The sequence below is a fragment of the Cupriavidus sp. 01T418 genome (assembly GCF_056398885.1).
In genome coordinates this window covers 161456-187202 of the sequence record NZ_JBFTQG010000008.1, presented here as the reverse complement: position 1 = coordinate 187202, position 25747 = coordinate 161456, and the positions used below count along the sequence as shown (strand labels likewise).

The window sequence follows — 25747 nt, the reverse complement described above, 5'->3', positions numbered from 1 at the left end:
CTTAACCGGAGCCGCCCGCCATGCCTGCCGCCACCGTTACACTTTCCGCTCACTCCCAGCGCCCGCCTGCTACGGCACGCCGGGCCGGCCATGTGCAAACCCGCGACGGGCACGGCCTGCCGTTCACCCATGGCGCCCGGCTTGGCGCGGACATCCTCGCCTTTGTGCGCGAACTGGGCTGACCTGCCATGCCTTCCTCACGCATCGAGCGCGCCGCGCCGCTTTCCTCGCCGCTCCCATCGTCCGAGGATGCGCCCATCGCCCATCACCCTGCGGCTCGTTCCCCTGCCGCCGAACGCCTCGCCCTGCTGGTCATGCTGAGCGGCACCTTCATGGTGGTGATGGATTTCTTTATCGTGAACGTGGCGCTGCCGGCCATCCAGCGCGAACTGCACGCCAGCGCCGGCGCCCTGCAGTTCGTGGTGGCGGGCTATGGCCTGGCGAATGCCGCCGGGCTGATTACCGGCGGACGCCTGGGAGATATGCTGGGACGGCGCCGCATGTTCATGCTGGGCCTGCTGCTGTTCGCGCTCACCTCCGCCGCCTGTGGGCTGGCACCATCGGCGCCTGTGCTGGTGGCGGCGCGCGTGGCGCAGGGCCTGGCAGGCGCGCTGCTCCAGCCGCAGGTGCTCGCCATGCTTTCGCTGACCTATGCCGGCACGGCACGGGCGCGGGCGTTCGCCGCTTACGGGCTGACGCTTGGCCTCGCGGCTTTGCTCGGCCAACTGGCGGGCGGCGTGCTGATCCGCGCCGACCTGGGCGGGCTGGGCTGGCGCGCTTGCTTCCTGATCAACGTGCCGGTGGCATTGCTGGCGCTGATCCTGGCACCACGCGTGTTGCCGGATGCGCCAGCCAACCCCGGCTGCAAGCCGGACCTGCCTGGCATGGCATTGCTGGCCGCCGCCCTGTGCGCGCTGGCATGGCCGCTGGTGGAAGGCAGGCAGCAAGGCTGGCCGCCGGCAGCGCTGCTCGCGCTGGCCCTGGCGCCGGTGCTGCTGGCGCTGTTGGCTTACCGGCAGCACAGGCTGCACGCGCGCGGCGGCCAGCCGCTGGTGAGCCCGGCGCTGTTCACCACACCGGGTTTCGCACGCGGGCTGGTGGTGGCGGTAGTGTTCTACGCAGGCAATGCCTCATTCTATTTCGTGCTGGCGCTCTACCTGCAGGACGGCCTGGGCCTGAGCCCCTTGCAGGGAGGCAGCGCGTTCACGATGCTGGCGCTTGGCTTCGTTGCCACCTCGCTGGCCGCGCCACGCATTACCGCCCGCCTGGGCGCCTCGTCCATCGCCCATGGCGCGCTGCTGCTGGCGGCGGGACACTGGCTGCAACTAGCGGCTACGCTGCTGCCATGGCAGGGCACGGCGTCGATGGTGGTGCTGGTGCTACTGCTGGTGGTGGAGGGCGCAGGCATCGGCATGGTGATGGCGCCGCTGGCCTCGGTCGTGCTGGCGGGACTGCCGTCCCACCATGCCGGTGTTGCCGCCGGCGTGTTGGCCACCGTGCAGCAGGTGGGCAACTCGGTTGGCGTGGCGCTGGTCGGGAACCTCTTCTACGCCAGCCTGGAAGGCAACGGTGCCATGCATGACTACAGCCGCGCCTATGCCTGGTGCCTGGGCTGCCTGCTCGCCCTTGCGCTCGTCGTCACGCACCTGTGCCGGGCGCGGCGCCAGGCGCCGGTATCGTGAGCGCTGGCGCCGCCCGGCAGGGCCCGGCGGGCCAGCTTATGGGGCTGGCGGTACATGGGGTGGCTGCCCGGCGCGTGTGCCCCGCGTGTGCCCCCGCGTGTGCCCTTCACCCGGCCTTGTACCTTGTAAGCAGCCAGCATCGCCCGCCCCCCTGCCGGCAAGGCTCCCGGCAGCCAGAATCGGCTGGATTTCGCCTCTTCCGGCATCTAGAGTTACCAGCATCCTTCCCTACGCCGAGGCGCCCGGATATCAGCCGGCGGCAGTGACGAGGTGACTTATGCAGAACGGAAAAGATGCCGCCCGCGACGGCTTGGCCGCCAGCCCCCGGCAGGCGCCGGATCTGACGCCGGATCGGCTATTGCAGCTCGGAATGGGCTTCTGGGCCGCCAAGACCCTGCTAAGCGCCGTCGAACTCGGCGTGTTCACGCTGTTGGCAAAGGCACCGCAGGACGCGGCGGGGCTAAGCGCCACGCTCGGCCTGCATCCGCGTGGCGCGGTGGATTTCCTCGACACGCTGGTGGCCTTGCAAGTACTCGAACGCGAAGATGGCCAGACCGGCCATCTCTACGGCAACACGCCCGACGCCGAGCTGTTCCTCGACAAGGCCAAGCCCAGCTACATGGGCGGCCTGCTCGAGATGGCCAATGCGCGGCTGTACCCGATCTGGGGATCGCTCACCGAATCGCTTTGCACCGGCCGCCCGCAGAGCGAGGCCGATGAGCACGGCGATCTGTTCGCGGCAATCTACCGGGACGAACAAGGCCTGCGCGGATTCCTGCAAGCCATGACCGGCGTCAGCCTGGCTGCCGCGCAAGCGATGGCGCGCAGATTCCCTTGGGCGGAATGCCGGACCTTCATCGATATCGGTGCCGCCCAAGGTGCGCTCCCGGTGCAGATCGCGCTGGCCCACCCGCACCTGACCGGCGGCGGCTTCGACCTGCCGGCGGTTGGCCCGGTGTTCCTGGAATACGTCGCCGCGCACGGCTTGCAGGATCGCCTGCGCTTTTACCCCGGCGATTTTTTCAAGGACCCTTGCCCGCAGGCGGACGTCCTGATCATGGGCCACGTCCTTCACGACTGGGATCTTGAGCAGAAGCTTGTCCTGCTGGAGAAGTGCTATGCGGCGCTGCCGGCCGGCGGGCGCCTGATCGTCTACGACGCCATGATCGACGACGCGCGCCGGCAGAACGTCTTCGGTTTGCTGATGAGCCTGAACATGCTGGTGGAAACGCCGGGCGGATTCGATTACACCGGCGCGCAGTGCTGCGCATGGGCCCGGCAGGTTGGCTTTGCGCAAGCGCGCGTGGAGCCGCTCTGCGGACCGGATTCCATGATGATCGCAACCCGGCGATAGCAACGCCGACACGACGGGAGGGACATGCCATGGCTGAGATGGAGAAAGACCAGGTGGTTAGCGTGCTCAACCGGATCCTCGAAGCCGAGCTTGCCGGGGTGGTCCGCTATACCCATTATTCGCTGCTGGTGTTCGGCTTCGGCCGCATCCCGATCGTCTCCTGGTTGCGCGAGCAGGCCAATGAGTCGCTGCTGCATGCGCAGCAGGCCGGGGAATGGATCACCACGCTCGGCGCCTATCCGTCGCTGGCCATCGGCAAGCTGCTCGATAGCCATACCTTCGATACCGCCGCCATGCTGCGCGAATCGCTGGAAGCGGAAAATGCTGCCCTCAAGCTGTATCGCGAGCTGCTGGCACTGGTGGAAGACCGCTCGGTGGCGCTGGAGGAATTCGCGCGCCAGATGATCCAGATCGAGGAACTGCATGCCGGCGAGGTGGACAAGATGCTGCGCAAGCCCGGGCAATCCGCGGCCTTCGCGCCGCCGCCGAAGGCCTGACGCGCGTAGCACGCCGGCGAACCGGCCACCCTTGCGCGCATAAGAACGGAGACAGCATGAAGACAATCGGCATGATCGGCATTGGCATGATGGGCCACGGCATCGCCACCAATATCGCGAAGCACGGCCACCCGATGGTGCTGCTCGATCATCCCGGCAACCAGCCGCTGGCCAACCTGCTGGCCGCCGGCGCCACGACGGCCACCAGCCCGGTCGAACTGGCACGCGCGGCCAGTATCGTGATCCTGTGCGTCACCGGCACGCCGGAGGTGGAAGACGTGCTGTTCGGCCCTGACGGCGTGATTGCCGGCCTGCGCCCGGGCGCCGTGGTGATCGACTGCTCCACCGCCCTCCCCTCCTCCACCGAGCGCATTGCCACCGCCGTGGCCGAGGCCGGCGGGCGCTTCCTCGACGCCCCCATGACGCGCACGCCCAAGGAAGCCGCCGAAGGCCGCCTCAATCTGATCGTCGGCGGCGAGCGCGCCTTGTTCGACGAATGCCGGCCGCTGCTGGCCTGTTTCGCCGAGCACATCGTGTACGCCGGGCCTGCCGGCTCCGGCCACCGGCTCAAGCTGCTGCACAACTATGTCTCGCTGGGCTTCTCCGCGGTGCTGGCCGAAGCCGCCGCCTGCGCCGGGCGCGCCGGCGTGGACCCGGCCGTGCTGGTGGAAGTGCTGGCCAGGGGCAGCGGTGACGGCGTGATCCTGAACCGCATGCGCCCCTATATCGAATCGCAGGACAACTCGGGCTTCCGCTTCTCGATCGCCAATGCGCTCAAGGACATGGGCTACTACACCACGATGGCGCGCGAGATGGGCGCGTCGCGGTCCACCGCGGAAGCGGTCCGGGACACGTACGAGCGCGCCAGCCATGGCGGGCACTCGCAAGCCACCGTGCCCGAGCTGATTTCGATCCTGGGTGACGCGGCGGGATAAGGCCGCTGACTGCGTTCAGCGCCCGGCGCGCCTTGCACGGGTGCTATCATCCTTCGGCACTACCCTCCGCACTCGTGCCGATGACGCCCGACCCCACGCCAGAGAAGCCCACGCCAGGCAAGGCGCTCCCCGATATCCGCCAATTGCGCGCACGCTTCGTCGCCATCTCCTGGCGCGACCTGGCCGTGTCCTTCGGTCCCGCCATGGTGTTCATCCTGGCGGCGATCTGGCTGGCCGTCTGGCTGGTAAAGCCGGCGCCGCCCAACACCATCACCATCAGCGCGGGCCCCATGGGCAGCTCCTTCCATAACGCTGCAGACAAATACGCAAAGATCCTCGCACGCAATGGCATCACCTTGAACGTGCTGGCCTCGGAAGGGTCGCTGCAGAACGTGCAGCGGCTGGCCGACCACAAGCAGCCGGTTGACCTCGCGCTGGTGCAGGGCGGCGTCTCCGACGACGTGGACAAGGAGGGACTGGTCTCGCTGGGCGGCGTGTTCTACGCACCGATCAGCGTGCTGTACCGTGGCAGGGAAGTGCACAAGCTCTCCGACTTCCGGAAGTCGCGCATCGCTATCGGCCGCGAGGGCAGCGGCGCCCGCGTGCTGGCCCTGAGCTTGCTCAAGGCGAACGGCATCGAGCCTGGCGGCAGCGCTACGCTGATCTCGTACGATGGCGACGACGCCGCGCAGGCGCTGGTCGACGGCAAGATCGACGTGGCCATGCTGACCGGCGATTCCGCCACGGGCCCGACCATGCGCAAGCTGTTTCGCACACCGGGCATCCGCGAGCTGGATTTCGTCCAGGCCGATGCCTATACCAAGCGCTTCCTCTACCTGCAGAAACTGGTGCTGCCCGCCGGCGTCATCGACCTTGGCAATAACCTGCCGGCGCGTCCCATCCGCCTGATCAGCCCGACGGTGGAACTGGTGGCGCGCGACACCCTGCATCCCGCGCTGTCGGACCTGCTGATCGAAGCCGCGCGCGAGGTCCACGGCAAGGCCGGGCTGCTGCAGAATGCCGGGCAGTTTCCCTCGGCGACCGCGCATGAGTTCCCGCTGAGCGACGATGCCACGCGCTACTACGCGTCGGGCAAGGGCTTCTTCTACCGGCATCTCCCGTTCTGGCTGGCGAGCCTGCTCGACCGCGCGCTGGTGGTGCTGGTGCCCCTGATCGTGATCCTGGTCCCGGCCTTCCGGCTGGTGCCTTCGCTGTACAGCTGGCGCGTCAAGTCGCGTATCTATCGCTGGTATGGCATCTTGATCGAGATCGAGCGCATCGCGCTGGTCAACCCCACCGACGAGGAAAAGGCCAATCTGGCCGCGCGCCTCGACGCGATCGAGGAGGCGGTCAACAGGATGAAGATGCCACTGGCGTATGCCGACCAGTTCTATGTGTTGCGCGAGCATATTGCCTTTGTCCGGCGGCGGCTGACTGGCACCTTGTAAGACCAGGACACCGCGCCACGCTGGAGCCGGCTGCGTTCTGCCAGGTACCGAACATTTCCCGGTCAGAGTCAATGGTTGCCGGATACAATTCGGCACCGCCAGACTTGTCGGATGCCGACCTGACCTCATCCATGCCAAACCCCACCCGGGCCTTCCTTCTTGGCCCGCTACTGAAAGGCGTCTCGCGTTCTTTCTACCTGACCCTGCGCGTGCTGCCCGCCGGGATGCGCGATCCGGTTGGCCTGGCATACCTGCTGGCACGTGCCGCGGACACGATCGCCGACACCTCGCTGATCCCGCCGCAGCAACGGCTGGCGCTGCTCCTGTCCCTGCGCGGTCAGGTCAACGGTGCCGCGGACGACGGCACGTTCCTGCGGCGCATGGCGGTGGAGGTCGCGGGGCAACAGACGCAGTCGGACGAAAAGATCCTCCTTGAGTCGCTCGGGCCAGCGCTGGCAATCTTGTCCCAGTTGAGCGAGTCCGACCGGAAAGCGGTACGCGAGATCGTGACGACCCTGACGACCGGCATGGAGTTCGACCTGCGCACCTTCCCCGACGAATGCTCGGGGCAGATCGTTGCGCTGCGCGAAGCGGAAGAGCTCGATCGCTACACCTACCTGGTGGCGGGATGCGTGGGGGAATTCTGGACGAAGATGACCTACGCGCATGTGCCGGGGGCGCTCAACGGCAACCCGGACACGATGTTGCACCGTGGCGTGCGCTTCGGCAAAGCGCTGCAGCTGACCAATGTCCTGCGGGACTGCGGCAAGGATCTGCGCATCGGCCGCTGCTACCTCCCGGCGACCATGCTGGATCGATTTGGACTGACGCCGCAAGACCTTCTGTTGCCAGCCAATTCGCTACGCGCGCAACCCCTGCTGTTCGCGCTGATCCGCGAGACGCTGGATCACTTCCGCGAGGCGGTTGAATATACGCTCGCTATTCCGGCGTCCCGCATCCGGTTGCGGCTGGCCTGCATCTGGCCTGTCCTCATTGGACTGGAAACGCTGATGCTGCTGGTCGATAACGACCATTGGCTGGACCCGGAAAAAGTCTCCAAGGTACGACGCAGCAAGGTGTACCGGATCATGGCGGCTTCAGTGCCCCTGGTGGTCTCGGACAAGCTGCTGCGTGCCTGGGCCGACAGGCTGATGGGAAGAATCGAAGCCCGGCTGGGAAGCTGACTGGCACCTTGGCAAGGAAGAATCGCGTTTACCGCGGGATTCGTCCCGGGCAGGTTCACCGCAGCATGCGCCAAAGCAAAAGGCCTGCACAGCGTGCAGGCCTTTTGCTTTCCATCTTGGTGCCCAGGAGAGGACTCGAACCTCCACAGTGTTGCCACCGCTAGGACCTGAACCTAGTGCGTCTACCAATTTCGCCACCTGGGCCAGGTGAGGAGGCGCATTTTACCTAACGGATCGAAATTTGCAAGTGCCGCGCATGCCAAATCCGAAGATGCATATTGCCTTGTCCCGATGCGCATCGTGAAGCTACGACTATCGACGAGACCATCGACAAGATCCCTTCCGGCTATGCGCCGGAAGGGATCGGTCAAGGCAAGCGCGAGTGCAAGCCGCCTCGACCGGGATGGAGCAGGACAGCCTTTAAGCCTGGGCAGCCGCCAGCGCCGCGTTCAGCGTCTTGCTCGGGCGCATCACGGCGTCCAGCTTCGCGAAGTCGGGCTTGTAGTAGCCGCCGATATCCGCTTCCTTGCCTTGCACGGCCGACAGTTCGCCAACGATGGTCTGCTCATTGTCGGTCAGTTGCCTGGCCAGGGGCGCGAACTGCGCGGCCAGGGCCGCGTCGTCGGTTTGCGCCGCCAGTTGCTGGGCCCAGTACATGGCCAGGTAGAACTGGCTGCCGCGGTTGTCCAGTTGCCCGGTCTTGGGCGACGGGTTCCTGTTGTTCTCCAGCAGCTGGCCAGTGGCGGCATCCAGCGTCTTGGCCAGGATCTTGGCCTTGGCGTTGTTGGTCTTGATGCCCAGGTCTTCCAGCGACACGGCCAGCGCCAGGAATTCACCCAGCGAGTCCCAGCGCAGGTGGTTCTCTTCCACCAGCTGCTTGACGTGCTTGGGGGCCGAGCCGCCGGCACCGGTTTCGTACATGCCGCCACCTGCCATCAGGGGCACGATGGAGAGCATCTTGGCGCTGGTGCCCAGTTCCATGATGGGGAACAGGTCGGTCAGGTAGTCGCGCAGGATGTTGCCGGTGACCGAAATGGTGTCAAGGCCGCGGATGACGCGCTCCAGCGTGTAGCGCATGGCGCGTACCTGCGACATGATCTGGATGTCCAGGCCGGTGGTGTCGTGATCCTTCAGGTAGGTCTCGACCTTCTTGATCATCTCGGCTTCGTGCGGACGGTACGGGTCCAGCCAGAAGATCGCCGGCATGCCGGAGTTGCGGGCGCGGGTGACCGCCAGCTTGACCCAGTCGCGGATCGGCGCGTCCTTGACCTGGCACATGCGCCAGATGTCGCCCTCTTCCACGTTCTGCACCAGCAGCACTTCGCCGGTGGCGAGGTCGACGATGCGGGCTTCGCCGGCTTCGGGCACTTCGAAGGTCTTGTCGTGCGAGCCGTATTCCTCGGCTTGCTGGGCCATCAGGCCGACGTTGGGCACGGTGCCCATGGTGACCGGGTCGAAGTTGCCGTTGGTCTTGCAGAAGTTGATGATTTCCTGGTAGATGCGGGCAAACGTGCTCTCCGGGATCACGGCCTTGGTGTCCTTCGGACGGCCGTCGGCACCCCACATCTTGCCGCCGATACGGATCATGGCCGGCATCGAGGCGTCCACGATCACGTCGTTGGGGGCGTGCAGGTTGGAGATACCCTTGGCCGAGTCCACCATTGCCAGCTCGGGACGATGCTCGTGGCAGGCGTGCATGTCGCGGATGATTTCTTCGCGCTTGGAGCTGGGCAGGCTTTCCAGCTTGTCGTACAGGTTGACCAGGCCATTGTTCACGTTCACGCCCAGTTCGTCGAACAGCGCGCCGTGCTTGGCGAAGGCTTCCTTGTAGAAGATCTTGACCGCGTGGCCGAACACGATGGGGTGGGAGACCTTCATCATCGTGGCCTTCACGTGCAGCGAGAACATGACGCCGGTCTTGCGGGCGTCTTCCATCTGTTCTTCGTAGAAGTCGCACAGCGCCTTCTTGCTCATGAACATGCTGTCGATGATCTCGCCGTCCAGCAGCGACACCTTGGGCTTGAGCACGATGGTCTTGCCGCTCTTGGTGACCAGTTCCATCTTGACATCACGGGCCTTGTCCAGCGTCATGGACTTTTCGCCGTGGTAGAAGTCGCCGTGCTTCATGTGGGCCACGTGGGTGCGCGAAGCCATGCTCCACTCACCCATGCTGTGCGGGTTCTTGCGGGCGTAGTTCTTCACGGCGGCGGGGGCGCGGCGGTCCGAGTTGCCTTCGCGCAGCACCGGGTTCACGGCGCTGCCCAGGCACCTGGAATAGCGCTGGCGGATCGCTTTTTCGACGTCGGTCTTCGGGTCTTCCGGGAAATCGGGCACGTTGTAGCCCTTGGCCTGGAGTTCCTTGATCGCGCCGACCAGCTGGTGCACCGAGGCACTGATGTTGGGCAGCTTGATGATGTTGGTGTCCGGCTGCAGGGTCAGGCGGCCCAGCTCGGCCAGGTTGTCGGGGACGCGCTGCGCTTCAGTCAGGAATTCCGGGAATTCGCCCAGGATACGACCCGCCACCGAAATATCGCTGGTGGTGACGTCGATCCCGGCCGGCGCGGTAAAGGTGCGGATGATCGGCAGGAAGGCGCTGGTCGCCAGCAGCGGCGCCTCGTCGGTCAGCGTATAGATGATGGTGGGTTGCTGGGTACTCATTGCTTCTCTCAGGGTCAAGAAATGGGTTGGAGAACGCCACCGGCTGGGTCGCAGYCCGGCAGTAATGCCGAATTTTGCCTGATTTTGCTTCGGGGGGCTTGAACACGAGATAGCTTTTTGCATTATGAAATGCAAAAAAACGCCTTTGCCTGCCCGGCTGGCATCCTCGCCAGCCGCCCTCGCCCGCGCGGCCACCTCGTGCGCCGTCTTCACGAAAGCGCTCGCCGCCGGGAATACCCGCATAGAAAAAACCGGACATCTGCCTAATTATGATAATTATGATCATAAATAGGCCAAGCAATGCCCAGCGATCCCAAGCCCCGGCTATCGGGCAGCAAACGCGTCAAACGCGTCGATCAGGTAGTCAACGGTATCAAGCGCTGGATCGTCCAGACGCACCAGAAGGTGGGCGGCAAGCTGCCGCAGGAGGCAGCCTTGATCGAGCAGATGGGCGTCGGTCGCGGGACCGTGCGCGAAGCGCTGACCGCCTTGCAGGTGCAAGGTCTGGTAACCGTCACCACCGGGCCCAACGGCGGCGCCACGCTGACGCAGCCCTCCTATGACCAGTGCCTGGAGGCTGTCTCCAACTTCCTTTACTTCCAGCCGGTCGATATCGCGACACTGTATGCCTTGCGCCGCGTGGTTGAGCCGGAGCTGGCTGCCAACGTGGCATTGCGCCTGTCCGATGCCGACCTGGCCGATCTCGATGCGCTGATCGGCCTCAGCCATCCGGCGCACGGCGGCAGCGCGGACTGGAACGAGCGGCGCGAAGCCGATCTGCTGTTTCACGACCGGCTCGCCGATGCCTGCAGCAGCCCCATGCTGGCGCTGTTCTGCCGCCTGCTCAACGACATCATTCGCCGCGTGATCGTGGTGCGCAATGCGCAAGACAGCTTCGACCGCTTTGACGAAGAGATCGTCCACAGCCACACGGCCCTGATGGATGCGTTCCGCGCGCGCGATGCCAACCGCGCTCGCGCGCTCATGCAAGAGCATATGGCTCACGCCGAAGCCCTGGCCCTTGAGGCCGAGTCGCGGGTCGACCGGGGCAGCCTGCTGATGAGCCCGGGCGACTGATCCTTGCCGCGCGGGTTTCGCCCGCCGGCACCACCCTCCTCCTCGCCACACTCCCATCGGACGATGGGGGCGGGGCCCCTTTTGCCCATTTTTTGGAGTCCCAACGTGAAACCCCTTGAGACACTCTGGCGCTGGAGCGCCGTCGACATTGCCGCCGCCGTGCGACGGCGGGAGATATCCTGCCGCGAGGCTACCGCCAGCGCGCTCGCGCGCATCGAACAACTCAATCCGCGCATCAACGCCCTGGCGGAGGTGCTGGCCGATCAGGCACTGGCCAGCGCCGACGCGGCTGACCAGCTGGCCGCCAGCGGAGCACCACTCGGCCCGCTTCATGGCGTACCGGTCACGATAAAAATCAATGTGGACCAGGCTGGCCTGGCCACGACCAATGGCGTGATCCCGCTGCAGCACAATATCGCGCGCGAAGATGCCCCGGTGGTGGCGCACTGGCGCAATGCCGGCGCCATCATTGTCGGGCGCAGCAACACGGCCACCTATTCTTCGCGCTGGTTCACCGACAACGGCCTGCATGGGCGCACGCTGAATCCCTGGAACCCGGATATCACGCCCGGAGGCTCCAGCGGCGGCGCTGCTGCCGCGGTGGCTTGCGGCATGGGTGCACTGGCGCATGGCAACGACATCGGCGGCTCGATCCGCTATCCGGCGTATGCATGCGGCGTGCTTGGCTTGCGGCCCACGACAGGCCGGGTGCCCGCGTACAACCCCACAGCCAGTGTCGAGCGAAGCATCACGCCGCAACTCATGTCGGTACAGGGGCCATTGGCGCGCAGCGTGGCTGATCTGCGCCTTGGGTATCACGCCATGGCATGCCATGACGCGCGCGACCCTGCCTGGGTGCCCGTACCGCTCGAACTGCCGCAGCCGCCGGGCCCGATCCGCGTGGCGCTGTTCAAGCGTTACCCCGGCATCCCCGTCGATCCCGCGGTAAGCGAAGCGCTGGACTGCGCTGCGCAATGGCTCCAGCAAGCCGGCTATGCCGTCGAGGAAGCCGCCCTGCCCGACTTTGCGGAAGCCGCCGCCTTGTGGCGCACGCTGACGACGGATGACAGCCGCCGCAACATCGTCGCGGGCGTGGAACAACACGGCGACGAGGCCATGCGGCGCAGCCAGCGCAATATGCTGGCGGGCATGCCGGAGACCGACCGCGATGGCTTCCTGGATGCCCTGGCGCGACGCCAGGCACTGGGCCGCGGCTGGTCGGTCTTCCTGCACAAGTATCCGCTGGTGTTGATGCCGGTGTCGTGGCAGCGTCCCTGCGCGCAAGACGCGGATATCGGCACGCTGGAACAGACCCGCGCCCTGATCGACGCCCAGAGTCCGCTGCTTGCGACTGCCATGCTGGGCATGCCGGGTCTCGCGGTACCAACCGGCATGGCCGATGGCGTGCCCATCGGCGTGCAACTGCTGGCCTGGCGCTTCAGAGAGGACCTGTTGCTGCAAGCGGGCCAGGCCATAGAAGACGCAGCGCGCTACACCCCATTCACCGCCCGGTAACCCCCGTAGATAAACCAGGAGCTTCCCATGAACGAATGCAACGAACGCACCCCTAAGTCCACCGCGCGCCTTTCGCGCCGCGCCATGCTGGCCGGCACCGCCGCTGCACTGTGTACCGGCAGCCTGATGTCGCGCGCCGCCTGGGGGCATTCCGTCTCGCGCATCATCGTGCCGTTTCCGGCGGGCGGACCTGCCGATTTCATGGGCCGCTTGCTGGCCGAGAAACTCAAGGATCCACTGGGCCGCACCGTCATTGTCGACAACCGTCCCGGTGCCGGCACCCGCGTGGCGGCCGAGGTGCTGAAGAACGCGCCGGCCGACGGCAATACCGTGCTGCTGGCGCCCGTGGATCCCATGTTTATCGGGCCGTTGATCTATAGCAATATGCGTTTCAATCCGGCTACCGATTTCAGGACGATCACCGACGTGGCCGGCGTCCAGTTCGGCCTGGCCGTCAATGCAAGCTCCCCGATCAAGACACTCGCGGAGTTCGTCCAGGCGGCCAAGGGCCGGCCCGCCGACCATTCGATCGGCATCAGCACGGTTGGCACATTGCTCCATTTCCTTGCGGTGGAGTTCGTGGCCCAGTCCCGGACCGGCAGCACCCTGGTGCCCTATCGCGGGGGCGGCGCCCTGGTGACGGACTTGATGGGCAACCAGATCGCAGCCGGCATGGACGCGACGACCTCATTCATGGAGTATCACCGTGCCGGCAAGCTCCGCGTGCTGGCGGTGGCCGGCGACAAGCGCGCCGACGCCCTTCCCGACGTACCCACGTTCGCGGAATCCGGATTTCCAAACCTGGTGACCTCGTCGCGCTATCTGCTGTACGTGCGCGCCGGCACCGCACCCGAAGTGGCCGCGCAGTGGTACCAGTCCGTGCGCAAGGTACTGGCCATGCCCGATATCCGCGAGAAGCTGGGCCGCACGGGTTACGACCTGCTGCCCGGCGCTACGGCGGACGAAGTCACCAGGTATGCGAACGCGCTTGCCGCTCGCTGGACGCCAGTCATCAAGGCCTCCGGCTTCAAGGGCGATTGAATCCCGGTGCCGCCAGCGCGTGCCACGGGGCACGGCACCGGCGGCTGGCCATGGGGCCCCCTCCCCATCGATTCACGGCGCCAGCCGCGCGGCTGGCGCGCGGTCTCCCACGTCCCGCCCGGTGCTGGCAAGCCTGCCGGCCTCAGGGGCCGCCAGCGTCCTCGCAGTGCCACCGCCCCACCTGATCCAGCAGTTACCGCCCCACCCCATCCCGCTCATTCCGCTAGTAAAAACCCGCCTTTCGATCGTTAATCGCGCGTAATGCGCGATTAACGCGCAATCTGCGCGAATTCAGCTTGTCCTGACCCTGGCGATCGCTTAATTTTCAGGCATCAAATACAGGAGACAACATGGCTACCACCATCGACCGAGAGACGCACGGCACACGCCAGACGAAGAAGGCGACCGCAAGCGGCTGGATCGGCTCTGCGCTTGAATACTACGATTTCTTCATCTACGCGACCGCGGCGTCCCTGCTCTTCCCGCAGATCTTTTTCCCCTCGGGAAATCCCAAGATCGCCATCGTCGCTTCGCTTGCCACTTACGGCGTCGGCTATATCGCACGGCCTATTGGCGCCATCGTCCTGGGCCACTGGGGCGACACCCACGGACGCAAGACCGTACTGGTCCTGTGCATGTTCCTCATGGGCTTCTCGACGATGGCGGTCGGCCTGCTGCCGACATACCACCAGGTCGGCATGCTCGCCCCGGTGCTGCTGGTCGTGCTTCGTCTCATCCAGGGCTTCGCAGTGGCCGGCGAGATCTCGGGCGCCAGTTCGATGATCCTCGAGCACGCCCCCTTCGGCCGGCGCGGCTACTACGCCAGCTTTACGCTCCAGGGCGTGCAGGCCGGCCAGATCCTCGCCGCGGCAGTGTTCCTGCCGCTCGCACACTACATGCCGGCGGAAGCGTTCAATTCCTGGGGCTGGCGCATTCCCTTCCTGCTGAGCGCCTTCGTGCTGGTCGCCGGCTTCATCATCCGCCGTGAAGTCAATGAAACGCCAGCGTTTGCCAAAGAGGCCAGCAGCGGCGAAGTGCCCCGCTCGCCCTTCGTTGAAGCCTTCAAATACAGCTTGGGCGATATGATCCGGGTCGTCTGCATGTCCCTGATGAACGTCATCCCGGTGGTCGCCACGATTTTCGGCGCGGCCTACGCGGTGCAGCCCGCGTACGGCATCGGCTTCGAAAAGAGCATCTATCTCTGGATTCCGGTCGCTGGCAACATTCTCGCGGTACTGGTCATTCCCTATGTGGGCAATCTGTCCGACAAGATCGGCCGCCGGCTGCCGGTTGTCGTCGGTGCGCTTTGCTCGGGGTTGCTCTCCTTCGCCTACCTCTACGCCATCAGCATCCATAACGTGCCACTCGCGATCGTCGCATCGCTGCTGATGTGGGGCGTGGTCTACCAAGGCTACAACGCGATCTTCCCGAGCTTCTACCCCGAGTTGTTTCCGACCCGCTCGCGCGTCACGGCAATGGCCATCGCCCAGAACATCGGCACAGCCATCACTGCCCTGCTTCCGGCGCTCTTCGCCATGACAGCGCCTCCAGGCTCGACCGATATCCCGCTCACGATCGGGGCGATCACCTTGACCGTCACGATCATCGCGGCGATCGCGGCATGGAGCGCACGGGAAACCCATCGCATCCGCATGAGCGATCTCGGAGAACCCGGCGCCGTGCCCATGGACAAGCGCGAGTACGACCGGCTGCGGGAAGAGGCCATGGGCGACGCAAAAGTAGCCAAGGCAGCCGCCTGAGCCAACAAAACCAATCGACATTATCCGGAGGAGTAACTACATGAAGAAAGCCGCCGCCCTGTTCATCCTGGGGAGCGCAGCCTGGCCAGCATTCGCGCAGCAATCCGGCGTCACACTGTACGGCCTGATCGACACCACGATTCGCTACTCCACCCACCAGAACGCCGCAGGCAATGGCAAGTGGGAAATGACCGACGGCGAGCTCACCGGCAGCCGCTGGGGATTGCGCGGCACCGAAGACCTGGGCAACAACCTGAAGGCCTTCTACATCCTGGAGTCGGGCTTCAGCCCCGATACCGGCTTCAGCCAGCAAGGCGGCCGCCTCTTCGGGCGCACTGCCGTGATCGGCCTGGACGGGGATTTCGGCAAGCTCGTCCTCGGCCGGCAGTACACCCTCGCCCATGAAATCCTGTCCTCCTACGAGGCGATGGCTTTCGCCAACAACTCCATCGTTGGCTACCAGGGCGGCAACTACACCGGGCTGCGCTACGACAACACCGTCAAGTACATCAAGTCCTTCGGTGGCCTGCAGGTCGCAGGCGCCTACACCTTCGGCGAAGTCGCCGGCAATTTCCCGGCCAGCAACGCCACCGCGGGCTCGCTCGTCTACAGCGCCGGCCCCATCGAGGTTGGCGCCGTCTACCAGGTCACGCACGATGTCTCCTCCGCCTTCTTCGGCGCCGTGCCTCCCTCGCAGGCCAGCAAGCAGACCGTCTGGGGACTGGGCGGCACCTGGAAGGCCGCGCGCGCGCAGTATTACCTGGGCTACACCAACAACCGCCTCGATGTTGCCGACTATCGCAACAACGTCGGCTACGTCGGCACCCGCGTCAACCTTACCGAAGCCCTGAACCTGATCGGCACCTTCCAGTACGACTGGCTCAAGCACGCCGGCGCAAGCGGCAAGCGCCTGACCACCGCGGCCATGCTGGACTACAACTTCAGCAAGCGGACCGACGTCTACGTGGCGGTCGACTACACCCACCTGAGCGGCGCATGGATCCCGCTGAACAGCTCGCCCACTTTCATCAACAGCGGCAATACGTTCGGTAACAGCACCCGGCTGGGCGCGATGGCGGGGATCCGGCACAAATTCTGAGCGCCGCCCACCTGACCCCAGGTGCGCAAACGAAAGCCGCAGCGTCGCCCTCACGCCCTGGTCATCCCTGCGGGCGTCGGGATATGACGGCGGCGCACCACCTTCATCCGCCGTCTTTCGGAACACCTTTCCATGCTCGACATCCTGGCCGTCATCGCCCCGATCTACATCGCCATCCTGATCGGATACTCGATGACCCGCTCCGGGATCTTCGCCAAGGCCGACATGCGCGTCTTCGGCAAGTTCGTGATCAACCTGGCGCTGCCGGCGCTGCTGTTTCGTACGTTGTCGCAGCGGCAGCTCGGGGAAATCCTGAACGTCAGCTATCTCCTCGCGTATTTTCTCGGATCGTGGACGATGGTGGGCCTGGGCTATTTCTGGTGCCGGCGGGTTTCCGGCCTGAATCCGGCCACCAGCGCTTTCTACGCGATGGGCATGTCGTGTTCCAACAGTGGCTATGTCGGCTATCCGATCCTGCTGCTCACCCTTGCACCCGTGGCAGGCGTAGCCCTTGCGCTCAACATGACGGTGGAGAACCTGCTCGTTATCCCCTTGCCTGCTCTGCATGGCGCAGAGCAGGCAAGGTGGCGCCGGGCAGTGGCGTGCGCTGGGCAAGTCGCTGATGCGGATGCTCTACAACCCGCTGATCATGGCGTTGCTCGCGGGGCTCGCCGTGTCCGTGCTCGGTTTGAAATTGCCCGGGCCGGTGCTGCGCACCGTCGATATGCTGGCGACCGCATGCAGTGCACTCTCTCTGTTTGTCATTGGCGGTACCTTGGTCGGTCTTCCCATGCGCGGGCATGGATCACGGATTGCGCCGATCGTCCTTGGCAAGCTGATGCTGCATCCGCTGCTGGTTTTCGCGGCAATCACAATGGTGCCCATGCTCGGACTTGGGGAGATCGAACCGTCGCTGCGCATGGCGGCCGTGTTGCTGGCGGCCATGCCCATGATGGGAATCTATGCCACCTTGGGGCAGGTCTATGGACAAGAAGATTTCAGCGCCGTCACCCTGCTGGTCACAACGATTGCCTCGTTCTTTACGCTTAGCGCATTGCTATGGGCGTTGGGCAATTTCCAGCTTTTCGCATGAGGACAGATGCGGCTCAGCGCCTGATGTACCCGCTGATGTACCGCTCTCGCACCTGCATGATCCGCCAGGTGCCGGCAACGGCATTCCCCGCACGCCTCGGACGCTACGCATAGCGTATGCGTTGCCAAGCCCGTCCCTCATTGACACCATCCGGACATGTGAGATTGATAGCGTCTCCTGGCTGCCCTGTGGCAGCATCCCGAGGAGACTTCATGCGTACACCAAGAAGGCTTACCTTAGCTGTTGTCCTGTCGCTGACGTGCGGCTTGACAATGTCCGCACGCGCCGACGACGACGCCCGTCAACTGCGTGCCAAACATGTCCTGCTGATTTCGGTCGACGGCCTGCACCAGGCCGACCTGGACTGGTTCGTCAACGCAAATCCCAACTCCACCCTTTCCCAGCTGGTCCGTCAAGGCGTCGCATACAGGAATGCGCAAACGCCCTTCCCCTCGGACTCTTTTCCCGGCATGGTCGGCCAGGTGACGGGTGGCAACCCCAGGACCACCGGCATCTACTATGACGACGCCTACAGCCGCAGCCTGCTGCCGGTGGGCACCACGAAGGCCAGTTGCAGTAGCGCAAAGCCTGGCGCCGAGGTCTTCTACGCGGAAGTGATTGCGAAGGATCTGAACCGGCTGGACAGCGGGCAAGGCATTCCCGGCTTGTACGCCGATTTTTCCAAGATCTCCCAATTGACCGGGCACGCGCAGGACCTGATCAATCCGGCCTTGCTGCCGGTATCTCCGCAGAATTGCGAACCGGTCTACCCGCACCAGTATCTCAAGGTGAACACGATCTTCGAGGTCGCGCACAAGCACGGCTTGCGCACCGCCTGGTCGGACAAGCATGCCGCCTACGAGATTCTCAACGGGCCGTCCGGCCAGAGCATCGATGATCTCTTTGCCCCCGAAATCAACAGCTCGGTAACCGACCCATCGCTGCCGGCGGGGCCGGGCGACGACTGGACCAAGGACAACACCAATACCCAACTGTACGATAGCTTCAAGGTACAAGCCGTGCTCAACTGGATCAAGGGCCAGGACCACGCCGGCAACGGCACGCCCGGCACCCCGGCCATCTTCGGCATGAACTTCCAGGCCGTGTCGACCGCGCAGAAGCTCAACAAGTCGAGCTACTACACCGATCCGAACGACACCAGCACCAAGGTGGCGGGCGGACTTGGCGGCTACACCATGAACGGGGCCACGCCCGGCGTGGTGCTGCAAAGCGCGCTGACCTTCGTCAACAACAAGCTGGCGGAGCTGGTGAGCGCCCTCGACCGGACCAACACCGTGGTCATCCTTTCGGCCAAGCATGGCCAGTCGCCGCAGAGCCGCGCCGACCTGACCATCATCAACGATGGCGATATGATCGATGCGCTGAATTGCGCCTGGGAAAAATACGCTGCCACGTGCAAGGACCCGGCCAAGCCCCATCTTGTGGCCCATGCGATCGACGATGACGGCATCCTGATGTGGCTCAACGACCGCTCTCCCGCTGCCATCCGCTTTGCCAAGCGTTTCCTGCTTGGCTATTCCGGCTCCGGCATCGGCTCCGATGACGCCGGAAACACGATCGAAAACAAGCCGTTCAGCCAGGCAGGGGTAACCAGGATCTACGCTGGCGAAGAAGCCGCCGACTTGTTTGGCGTCAGGCCGAGCGATGATCGCGTGCCCGACCTGGTCGGCATCGCCCAGCACGGTACCGTCTGGGCGGGCGGGAAACTGTCGAAGATCGCCGAACACGGGGGCCATGCCAGGCAGGACCGTCACGTACCCATCGTTGTGTGGGGTGCTGGCATTGACCAGAACATCATCGAGGAACCGGTTGCGACAAACCAGATCGCGCCGACCATCCTGAAGTTGCTCGGGCTCAAGCCGCATGAGTTGCAGGCGGTGCAGGCCGAACACACGGAAGTACTGCCGCACCTGCGTTGACCGGTGGCGGGACAGCCGGCAATAGCGGCTGTCCCACCACAAAAAGACCGCGTGAGGCGGACTCCGGGACGGTGTTGCCGGCTTAGTGCCGATGGATCAAGTGATCGAACCAGCTGCGTACAGATTGTTCTTGCGCCGAAAGCAGCGTCGGATCCCGCTCGCGGATCACCCAGACGACGATCGCACAGAGAGCCAACCCGATAAGCAAGATGACAAGTGAGGCAACCATGGCGGCCTCCTATTAGCGTGGCCATATAAACAGTGTAGGCCCTTCCTGCTCGTCGCGAGTGCGTTTCCGGCAGCGACTGGCCCACGAACGGCCATGCAGTCTTCGCCCAATCGCGGAGCCCGTCTGGCTCAAGCGCTGCGCGCAGAGCGAACTTCCACAGTGACATGCGACAAGCTCTTGAATTGCTTTAGCAGTGCGTGGTAGAACTGCGGCCCGCGTTGGGGAGCATTGGTGGCTACGGAAACCACGGCGCTCAGATGGCCCGGGCCTATGCGCCAGACGTGCAGGTCGACCAGCTTGTCGCCATCGGCTTCGATTGCTGCCCTGAGCCTGCCCGCCATGTGCTGGTCTGGATTCATATCGACCAGGATGCCGCCGGTATCGCGGATCAGGCCATATGACCAGTTGGCAATCACCAGCGCACCGACGACACCGGCCAGCGGGTCCATCCAGAGCCAGCCAAAGCTCTTGGCCAGCAGCAGGCCGGTGATCGCCAGAACGGAGACGGCGGCATCCGCGACCACGTGGATATAGGCCGCTCGCATATTGTGGTCGCGGTGGTGGGCGCCGTGGTCATCCTCGTGGGCGTGGGCGTGCTCTTCAAATTCCAGGGTGTGCTCGCGGCCGGCAAGGCCGACCACCACCGTGAAGGCATGCGGCTCCGGAATCTCGGTTGTGGACTCCAGGTAGTCAGCCTTGCGCAACAAGACAAATTCCTGGCGGTTGCCGTCCGGGCGGATCGTGGTCACCGTCACCGTGTTGCCCGGCAGCGCCAGGCCTGCCGTTTCCGCCGTGAGGCGAAATACCGGCGGCACACCCTCCTCGAAAATGGATAGCGTGAAGTCGCCCGCCGGTGTGGAGATAGGCTGCGCCTCTTCCTCATGGCCATGCCCGCCGCCGTGCACGTGTCCATGACCGTGACCGTGGCTGTGCCCATGATGGTCGCCGCCGCTCAACAGCCACGCACTCACGACATTCACCAGCAAGCCGACGACAGCGATCGGAATGGCTTCGTCAAAGTGGATCGGAACGGGCGAGAAGAAACGCACGAAAGCTTCATAGGCAATCAGCAAGGCAATCATGGCCAGGATGATGGCGCTGGTGAAGCCGGCAAGGTCGCCGAGCTTGCCGGTGCCAAACACGAAGCGCGAGTCATTGGCGTGCCGGCGCGCGTAAGTGTAGGCGAATGCGGCAATCAGCATGGCACCGGCATGCGTCGACATATGCAGCCCGTCCGCAACCAGGGCTAGCGAACCGAACAGGCTGCCGCCGACGATTTCAGCGACCATCATGGCAGCACAGAGGACAATCACGGCCCACGTCCTGCGCTCGTTCTTCTCGTGCCCGGCGCCCAGGAACACGTGGTCATGGCCTTCCCCAAACGGGGCGTCAAAGAAGTTGCTCATTACCAACTCACTTAAAGTAGCTATGCACGATCTCGATGAGTTGCTCCCTGGCATCGCCTTCCTCACCGTGGTCATGATCAACTTCCACAAGATGCGTGCGGATGTGGTCTTCCAGCACCACTGCCAGCAGGCCGTTCATCGCCCCACGGCAACTCGTGATTTGCTGCAGCACACCCACGCAACCCTGCTCTTCTTCCAGCGCGCGTTCGATCGCATCAATCTGCCCCCGGATACGACGCACCCGGTTCAGCAATTTCTGTTTTTCGCGGATCGTGTGACTCATCCTATCCCCCAATATAGGGTAGGGGAGTATATATTATTGATCTCCGTAACACCAAGATCCTGCCTCCGGCATTTCATTGTGAGACGCCCGACTTCCTCGCTAGACACTGTAGTTCAAGCGTGGCCGTCCCGGATGAGCRGCATTTCCCCATCACACTACATCGGCACGACTTTCCGTGGAATGGCGATGAGCCCCACACGCACTCCCACAGCCATGCCGTGCTGACCCACAAGCATCCACACTATCCGGACACGCATCACCGGCATCGGTTTCGACATGTCGACAGTTACCAGATCGTGCGGCTCATCCGAACGGCAGCGTCGGCGAATTCCCGGTTGGTAGGCGATGTGTGTGCGCCCGAATTGCGCGCAGCCTGATGGCTCGCAGTCGCGGTGCTGGACGTACGCGGATCAATCTGACGCAGGAATGGGGATGCCAGCCGTGCGGTGAGGGCGGACATCCGGTCGGACGAGGTGAAAATTTTACGCATGCTCTACTCCCTGCCGCCCCGTGCATTATTTGCGCAGCGGCACAGTGCCAGATGGTTCTGGCGGGAAACTCAATAAAGGAGCGGGACTGGCCGAATGGCCGAAGGACGCCGCAGCCTTGCCTGGCAGGCAAGACAGCGGTCAAGGGACGACTGCTGGCTTGCCTAGAAACGAATCAAGGATCGACTAGAACAACTGTCCATTTGATTTCCCTCTTTCGGGTCGAATAGCCAAGCCCGTTTCGCCTGAAGGCGCGCGAAAGCGCGCTGCGCATCGGATGCCTATGCCGTGCCGGCGCCGAAATCGGCGGCGGGCAAGGCCATTGCGATGGCGCGCATGGCGGCCTCCCGGCCGTCACGCCCGACTTGCACATGTACCGTCGCCTGGCCGTTCCGATGGTCGACTTCCACCACGTAGATCCGAGCAAGCTGTCCGATCGCCTTATGCAGCAACTGGCGCAGCGCGAACACTTGCGTCGGCGTCACCGTCATGCGCAAGCGGATCCAGCTTCCGGACGAATCCGTGGCCGGCATTGCGAGCATTCCGGTGGCTGCGCCATGGGTGGCGAAATGCCCCATCGGTGCGAAAGCAGCAGCATTCGAATGTCGCATGGATCGTGCTCCACATTGGGCGGACTGCCTGTTGAACATACCTTCATCCTATGGAGGGCTACGTCAATTTGAAGCAGCAATGCCGCGACGCCGCATCAAAATGATGTAAATGGGGCCGTGGCACAAGGCGCGCTGTCTGGCACGAAAGTGCCGGATGGCCTGAGTCCACAGCTTGCCCTGCCCGCGCCCCTTCCAGCCGCAAGCAGGCACCGGCGGCCCGGCGCAAACAGGGAGGGCGCGCAAGCGAACGCAGGCCGCCGTTCCTGATGTGCAGGTCGCAATAAAAAAATAAATGGGAATGGCCGCGCGGAGAACCCGCGAGGTAGCCACTGCCCGCCGCTATCGGCTAGGCAGTGGCGAAGAAGTCGCCTGACTGACTAGCCGTTCAGAAATTGGCCTGGGGCCAACAAGAACAACTGTCCATGGGGGGAAACCCAAAGTGAAGACGGAGCGAAGGATACCAAAGTGTCTTGTCGGGAGGCAAACGATTTCGGCAAATCAAGGGCCCCGCACTGAAGTTTTTGCCACATTCATGCTTCGGCTCCGTGCGCCCGGCCGATGGCGCCAGGGAGGATCAGGAGACCAGCCGGGTTGGCCATGCCGCCACCAGGATCCACGGAAGCGGCGGGGTTACCGGAAACTGCTTCTGTATAATGCAATCTCTTTCGCCCCAACCCGATCCATCGCCAAACTCACATTGGTGACAAGACTTGCACCTGACTGGCTTGATGTGATCCGCGAAAGTGAAGAACAGGCCTGCCCGGCCGCAAATCCGGCTTTGGTGAAGTGGCTTGCTGGCCGCGCGCCCTGATCGTCCGGAACCATGCGGCCCCTGGGGCAAGCCGTCAAAGTCGCGCCCTGCCGCCCGATCGACTTCCCTGTTGATTGGCGCCGCTGCCGTCCAACATCCCGATCGTCGACCCCGGTAACACGCCGTCTGGCGCACCATGGCAATCCGCGGCTTAGCGCCCGATGGCCGGACCGGGTACCCGATCCGTAAAGTTTATTGGCCTATGAGCAAACTCCCCAAGCTCGCACTGAGCCTTGTGCTGATTGCACTATTGCACCTGATCCCGGCGGCGCTGCCGGCAGCCGCCGCGGCTGAAACGGCAAAGAACACGGACGCACGGCTCGCGACGTCACTTTCGCACGCCGAGTCCGTCGCCGAGTTGAAAAGGCTCCAGACCGAGCAGGACCGCATCAAGCAGCTGGCGTCCGCCGCCACCGGCAGCACGCAGCTCGAAGGGCTGGACAGCGACATCCAGCAACTGGCGGGCGACGTCGACAAGCTGACTGCGGCGCTGCGGCCCGAGCGTGCGCAGCTGCAAGCACAGATCGATGTGCTCGGCCCGCCGCCTGCTGCCGGCACGACGCCGGAAGCGCCCGCGGTCGCGCAGCAGCGGGCCGAGCTGAACGCGCGCAAGGCGCAGCTGGACGCAGGACTGAAGCAGGCGGCAGAGAGCAAGGAGAGCGTCGCCAACCTGACAGGGCAGATCGCCAAGCTGCAGCGCAGCCTGCTGAAGAACCAGCTGGCGCTGCGCTCGGACAGCATCCTGAGCCCGCAATTCTGGATGCCGTTATTCACGCCGACACCGGAAGACGAGCAACGGCTGGGTGCGTTCGAAGAGCAACTCGTCCCGTTGTGGCAATTGGCCTGGCAGCCGGGGCAGCAGGCTGTCACCGCCATGCTTGTCGTTCTCGCACTCGCCGTCTGGTTGATCGGCCGACGGCTCATCGAGGGGGCGCTCGCGTGGCTGTGCCTGGCGAAGCTGCCGGAAACCCGGCTGCGGCGCAGTGCGCTGGCCATGGCGACGGCCCTCGCGACCGTTGTGACGACAGCCGTTGCGGTGCAGATCGTCTGCTTCGCCTTCACCCGGTATTACGAGCCGCAGCCTCAACTGCAGGACCTGATCAGCGAACTCGGCAAGCTGACGCTGACGAGCGCGCTGATATCTGGCCTGGGCCGGGCGCTGCTGTGCACGCGTCATCCGTCATGGCGCCTGCCGGCGCTCGCCGATCAGGTCGCGCTGGCAATGAGCCCCTTCCCGGCCGTCCTCGCTGGCCTGCTGCTGTTGGCCGGCACGCTCGAGCAGCTCAACAGGAGCGCCGACACCAGCCTGCAAGTCACGCTGCTGGGCCGCGGTCTCGTATCGCTGGTCGTGGTCCTGACCATCGGCGCAGCGCTGCTGCGCGCCAACCGGGTTCGCACGCTGCTCAGCGCGGCGGGAGAGCCGCCCGAAGCACGCGCCACCCTGGCCGGCATGATCCACGCAGGCGTGACGATTACGGTCATCGCGTCGTTGTTCGCCTTGCTGATCGGCTATATCACCTTTGCGCGCTTCCTGACCTACGAGCTCGTCTGGTTCGACATCGTCCTGTGCAGCCTGTATCTGCTGACCCAGTTGACCCGGGACGCCTGCGAGAGCCTGTTTTCCGCGCACCATGCGAGCGGCAAGGTCATCAAGCAGCTGTTTGGCCTTGGGGACAGCCATCTCGAACAGGCGTCGACGGTCATGGCAGGCGCCGGCACGAGCCTGCTGCTGCTGGTTGCCGTCATTGCGTTGCTGACCGGCGGCTTCGGCACCACGCCGAGCGATCTACTCAACAGCCTGCTCACGGTGCTGGGCGGGGAGAGGCTGCGCAGCCTCAACATCATGCCCGACCGGATACTCAACGCCGTCATCGCGCTGTCGGTCGGCATTTACCTGCTGCGCTCGGTACGGCGCTGGCTGGATGCGGAGCTGCTGCCGAAGGTATGCATGGAGGCGGGCCTGCGCGCCTCGCTCGTCACGCTGTTCAGCAATATCGGCTACGTGCTGCTCGTCTTGCTGATCCTGGCATTGCTTGGCGTGAAATGGGAGAACCTTGCCTGGATCGTCAGCGCGCTGTCGGTCGGGATCGGCTTCGGCCTGCAGGAGATCGTCAAGAACTTCGTGTCAGGGCTCATCCTGCTGACCGAGCGCCCAGTGAAGGTCGGCGACATGGTGAGCATCGGCGGCGTTGAAGGCGACATCAGGCGCATCAACGTGCGCGCGACGGAAATCCAGCTGGGCGACCGCTCCACCGTGATCGTGCCGAACTCCCAGCTGATCTCGCAGAACCTGCGCAACGTGACGATGAGCAACAGCACGCAAGGCGTCGCCACGCTGCTGTTGACGTTCCCGTTGAACATCGACCCGGAAGAGGTGCGCGACCTGCTGCTCGACGCCTACCGCGAAAACGCCGCGATCCTCGACGTGCCGGCACCGTCCGTCACCTTCAGCCAACTGGCGCCGAACGGCATCACGCTGAGCGTGACGGGCTATGTCAACAGCCCGCGGATCGCCACGGCGACCAAGAGCGATCTGCTGTTCGAGATCCTGAAGCGTCTGCGCGCCGCGGAGATATCGTTGTCGACGCCACAAACGCTGCGGGTCCAGAACCTGCCCGCGCTGAGCGCCTGAGGCC

Annotated in this window: 21 protein-coding genes, 1 tRNA gene and 2 pseudogenes; 17 read left to right on the top strand and 7 right to left on the bottom strand. The window is 64.4% G+C overall.

Features of this window, described 5'->3' with window-relative positions; all coding sequences use genetic code 11:
- Positions 1 to 20 precede the first annotated feature (20 nt).
- The 7 genes from AC1DQ3_RS12135 to AC1DQ3_RS12105 all read left to right on the top strand — a co-directional run bounded on the left by AC1DQ3_RS12135 (position 21) and on the right by AC1DQ3_RS12105 (position 7100).
- Positions 21 to 182, top strand: a complete 162-nt coding sequence (locus tag AC1DQ3_RS12135; RefSeq protein WP_477120436.1) for a hypothetical protein — start codon at positions 21 to 23, stop codon at positions 180 to 182.
- A gap of 6 nt (positions 183 to 188) precedes the next feature.
- A complete protein-coding gene (locus AC1DQ3_RS12130) occupies positions 189 to 1682 on the top strand; it encodes an MFS transporter (protein WP_477120435.1) in 1494 nt (497 codons plus the stop codon).
- Positions 1683 to 1959: 277 nt separating this feature from the next.
- Positions 1960 to 3036 carry a class I SAM-dependent methyltransferase gene (locus tag AC1DQ3_RS12125; protein WP_477120434.1) on the top strand — a complete coding sequence of 359 codons (1077 nt, stop codon included), beginning with the start codon at positions 1960 to 1962 and terminating at the stop codon, positions 3034 to 3036.
- A gap of 29 nt (positions 3037 to 3065) precedes the next feature.
- Positions 3066 to 3533: a ferritin-like domain-containing protein gene (locus AC1DQ3_RS12120; RefSeq protein WP_477120433.1), complete on the top strand. Its 468-nt coding sequence runs from the start codon at positions 3066 to 3068 to the stop codon at positions 3531 to 3533.
- 56 nt (positions 3534 to 3589) lie between these two features.
- The gene (locus tag AC1DQ3_RS12115; RefSeq protein ID WP_477120432.1) at positions 3590 to 4468 is read left to right on the top strand and encodes an NAD(P)-dependent oxidoreductase; all 879 of its coding nucleotides are present in this window, start codon (positions 3590 to 3592) and stop codon (positions 4466 to 4468) included.
- An 80-nt stretch (positions 4469 to 4548) separates the two neighbouring features.
- Positions 4549 to 5916, top strand: coding sequence for a TAXI family TRAP transporter solute-binding subunit (locus AC1DQ3_RS12110; RefSeq protein WP_477120431.1), 1368 nt, complete (start codon positions 4549 to 4551; stop codon positions 5914 to 5916).
- Positions 5917 to 6047: 131 nt separating this feature from the next.
- On the top strand, positions 6048 to 7100 hold the full coding sequence (locus AC1DQ3_RS12105; protein ID WP_477120430.1) for a phytoene/squalene synthase family protein: 1053 nt from the start codon (positions 6048 to 6050) through the stop codon (positions 7098 to 7100).
- Positions 7101 to 7217: 117 nt separating this feature from the next.
- Here the strand turns inward: AC1DQ3_RS12105 and AC1DQ3_RS12100 are convergent.
- Positions 7218 to 7304: transfer RNA gene (locus AC1DQ3_RS12100), tRNA-Leu, on the bottom strand.
- A 216-nt stretch (positions 7305 to 7520) separates the two neighbouring features.
- Positions 7521 to 9758, bottom strand: coding sequence for an NADP-dependent isocitrate dehydrogenase (locus AC1DQ3_RS12095; protein ID WP_477120429.1), 2238 nt, complete (start codon positions 9756 to 9758; stop codon positions 7521 to 7523).
- Between the two features lie 300 nt (positions 9759 to 10058).
- Between AC1DQ3_RS12095 and AC1DQ3_RS12090 the strand changes: the two genes are divergently transcribed.
- The 8 genes and pseudogenes from AC1DQ3_RS12090 to AC1DQ3_RS12055 all read left to right on the top strand — a co-directional run bounded on the left by AC1DQ3_RS12090 (position 10059) and on the right by AC1DQ3_RS12055 (position 19283).
- Positions 10059 to 10835 carry a FadR/GntR family transcriptional regulator gene (locus tag AC1DQ3_RS12090; protein WP_477120428.1) on the top strand — a complete coding sequence of 259 codons (777 nt, stop codon included), beginning with the start codon at positions 10059 to 10061 and terminating at the stop codon, positions 10833 to 10835.
- Positions 10836 to 10940: 105 nt separating this feature from the next.
- On the top strand, positions 10941 to 12350 hold the full coding sequence (locus AC1DQ3_RS12085; protein WP_477120427.1) for an amidase family protein: 1410 nt from the start codon (positions 10941 to 10943) through the stop codon (positions 12348 to 12350).
- A 27-nt stretch (positions 12351 to 12377) separates the two neighbouring features.
- A complete protein-coding gene (locus tag AC1DQ3_RS12080) occupies positions 12378 to 13391 on the top strand; it encodes a Bug family tripartite tricarboxylate transporter substrate binding protein (RefSeq protein ID WP_477120426.1) in 1014 nt (337 codons plus the stop codon).
- A 350-nt stretch (positions 13392 to 13741) separates the two neighbouring features.
- Positions 13742 to 15151 carry an MFS transporter gene (locus AC1DQ3_RS12075; protein WP_477120425.1) on the top strand — a complete coding sequence of 470 codons (1410 nt, stop codon included), beginning with the start codon at positions 13742 to 13744 and terminating at the stop codon, positions 15149 to 15151.
- A gap of 40 nt (positions 15152 to 15191) precedes the next feature.
- Positions 15192 to 16250, top strand: coding sequence for a porin (locus AC1DQ3_RS12070; protein ID WP_477120424.1), 1059 nt, complete (start codon positions 15192 to 15194; stop codon positions 16248 to 16250).
- Positions 16251 to 16382: 132 nt separating this feature from the next.
- Positions 16383 to 16706: pseudogene (locus AC1DQ3_RS12065) on the top strand (AEC family transporter); the annotation flags it as partial.
- 109 nt (positions 16707 to 16815) lie between these two features.
- On the top strand, positions 16816 to 17343 hold the full coding sequence (locus AC1DQ3_RS12060) for an AEC family transporter (RefSeq protein WP_477120423.1): 528 nt from the start codon (positions 16816 to 16818) through the stop codon (positions 17341 to 17343).
- Positions 17344 to 17615: 272 nt separating this feature from the next.
- Complete coding sequence (locus AC1DQ3_RS12055) at positions 17616 to 19283, top strand: alkaline phosphatase family protein (protein ID WP_477120422.1); 1668 nt, start codon at positions 17616 to 17618, stop codon at positions 19281 to 19283.
- A gap of 82 nt (positions 19284 to 19365) precedes the next feature.
- Here the strand turns inward: AC1DQ3_RS12055 and AC1DQ3_RS12050 are convergent, their stop codons facing one another.
- From AC1DQ3_RS12050 to AC1DQ3_RS12040, 3 genes are all read right to left on the bottom strand, one after another.
- Positions 19366 to 19512, bottom strand: coding sequence for a hypothetical protein (locus tag AC1DQ3_RS12050; RefSeq protein WP_477120421.1), 147 nt, complete (start codon positions 19510 to 19512; stop codon positions 19366 to 19368).
- 128 nt (positions 19513 to 19640) lie between these two features.
- Entirely contained in the window at positions 19641 to 20918 is a 1278-nt protein-coding gene (gene dmeF / locus AC1DQ3_RS12045; RefSeq protein WP_477120420.1) for a CDF family Co(II)/Ni(II) efflux transporter DmeF, read from the bottom strand.
- 7 nt (positions 20919 to 20925) lie between these two features.
- Entirely contained in the window at positions 20926 to 21201 is a 276-nt protein-coding gene (locus AC1DQ3_RS12040) for a metal/formaldehyde-sensitive transcriptional repressor (protein WP_477120419.1), read from the bottom strand.
- Between the two features lie 131 nt (positions 21202 to 21332).
- Between AC1DQ3_RS12040 and AC1DQ3_RS12035 the strand changes: the two are divergent.
- Positions 21333 to 21467, top strand: a pseudogene (locus AC1DQ3_RS12035) (EamA family transporter); the annotation flags it as partial.
- A gap of 20 nt (positions 21468 to 21487) precedes the next feature.
- Here the strand turns inward: AC1DQ3_RS12035 and AC1DQ3_RS12030 are convergent.
- On the bottom strand, positions 21488 to 21691 hold the full coding sequence (locus AC1DQ3_RS12030; protein WP_477120476.1) for a hypothetical protein: 204 nt from the start codon (positions 21689 to 21691) through the stop codon (positions 21488 to 21490).
- 279 nt (positions 21692 to 21970) lie between these two features.
- On the bottom strand, positions 21971 to 22300 hold the full coding sequence (locus AC1DQ3_RS12025) for a hypothetical protein (protein ID WP_477120418.1): 330 nt from the start codon (positions 22298 to 22300) through the stop codon (positions 21971 to 21973).
- 1013 nt (positions 22301 to 23313) lie between these two features.
- On the opposite strand from AC1DQ3_RS12025, the gene AC1DQ3_RS12020 reads away from it, so the two are divergent.
- Complete coding sequence (locus AC1DQ3_RS12020) at positions 23314 to 25743, top strand: DUF3772 domain-containing protein (RefSeq protein WP_477120472.1); 2430 nt, start codon at positions 23314 to 23316, stop codon at positions 25741 to 25743.
- The last annotated feature ends 4 nt before the right edge of the window (positions 25744 to 25747 follow it).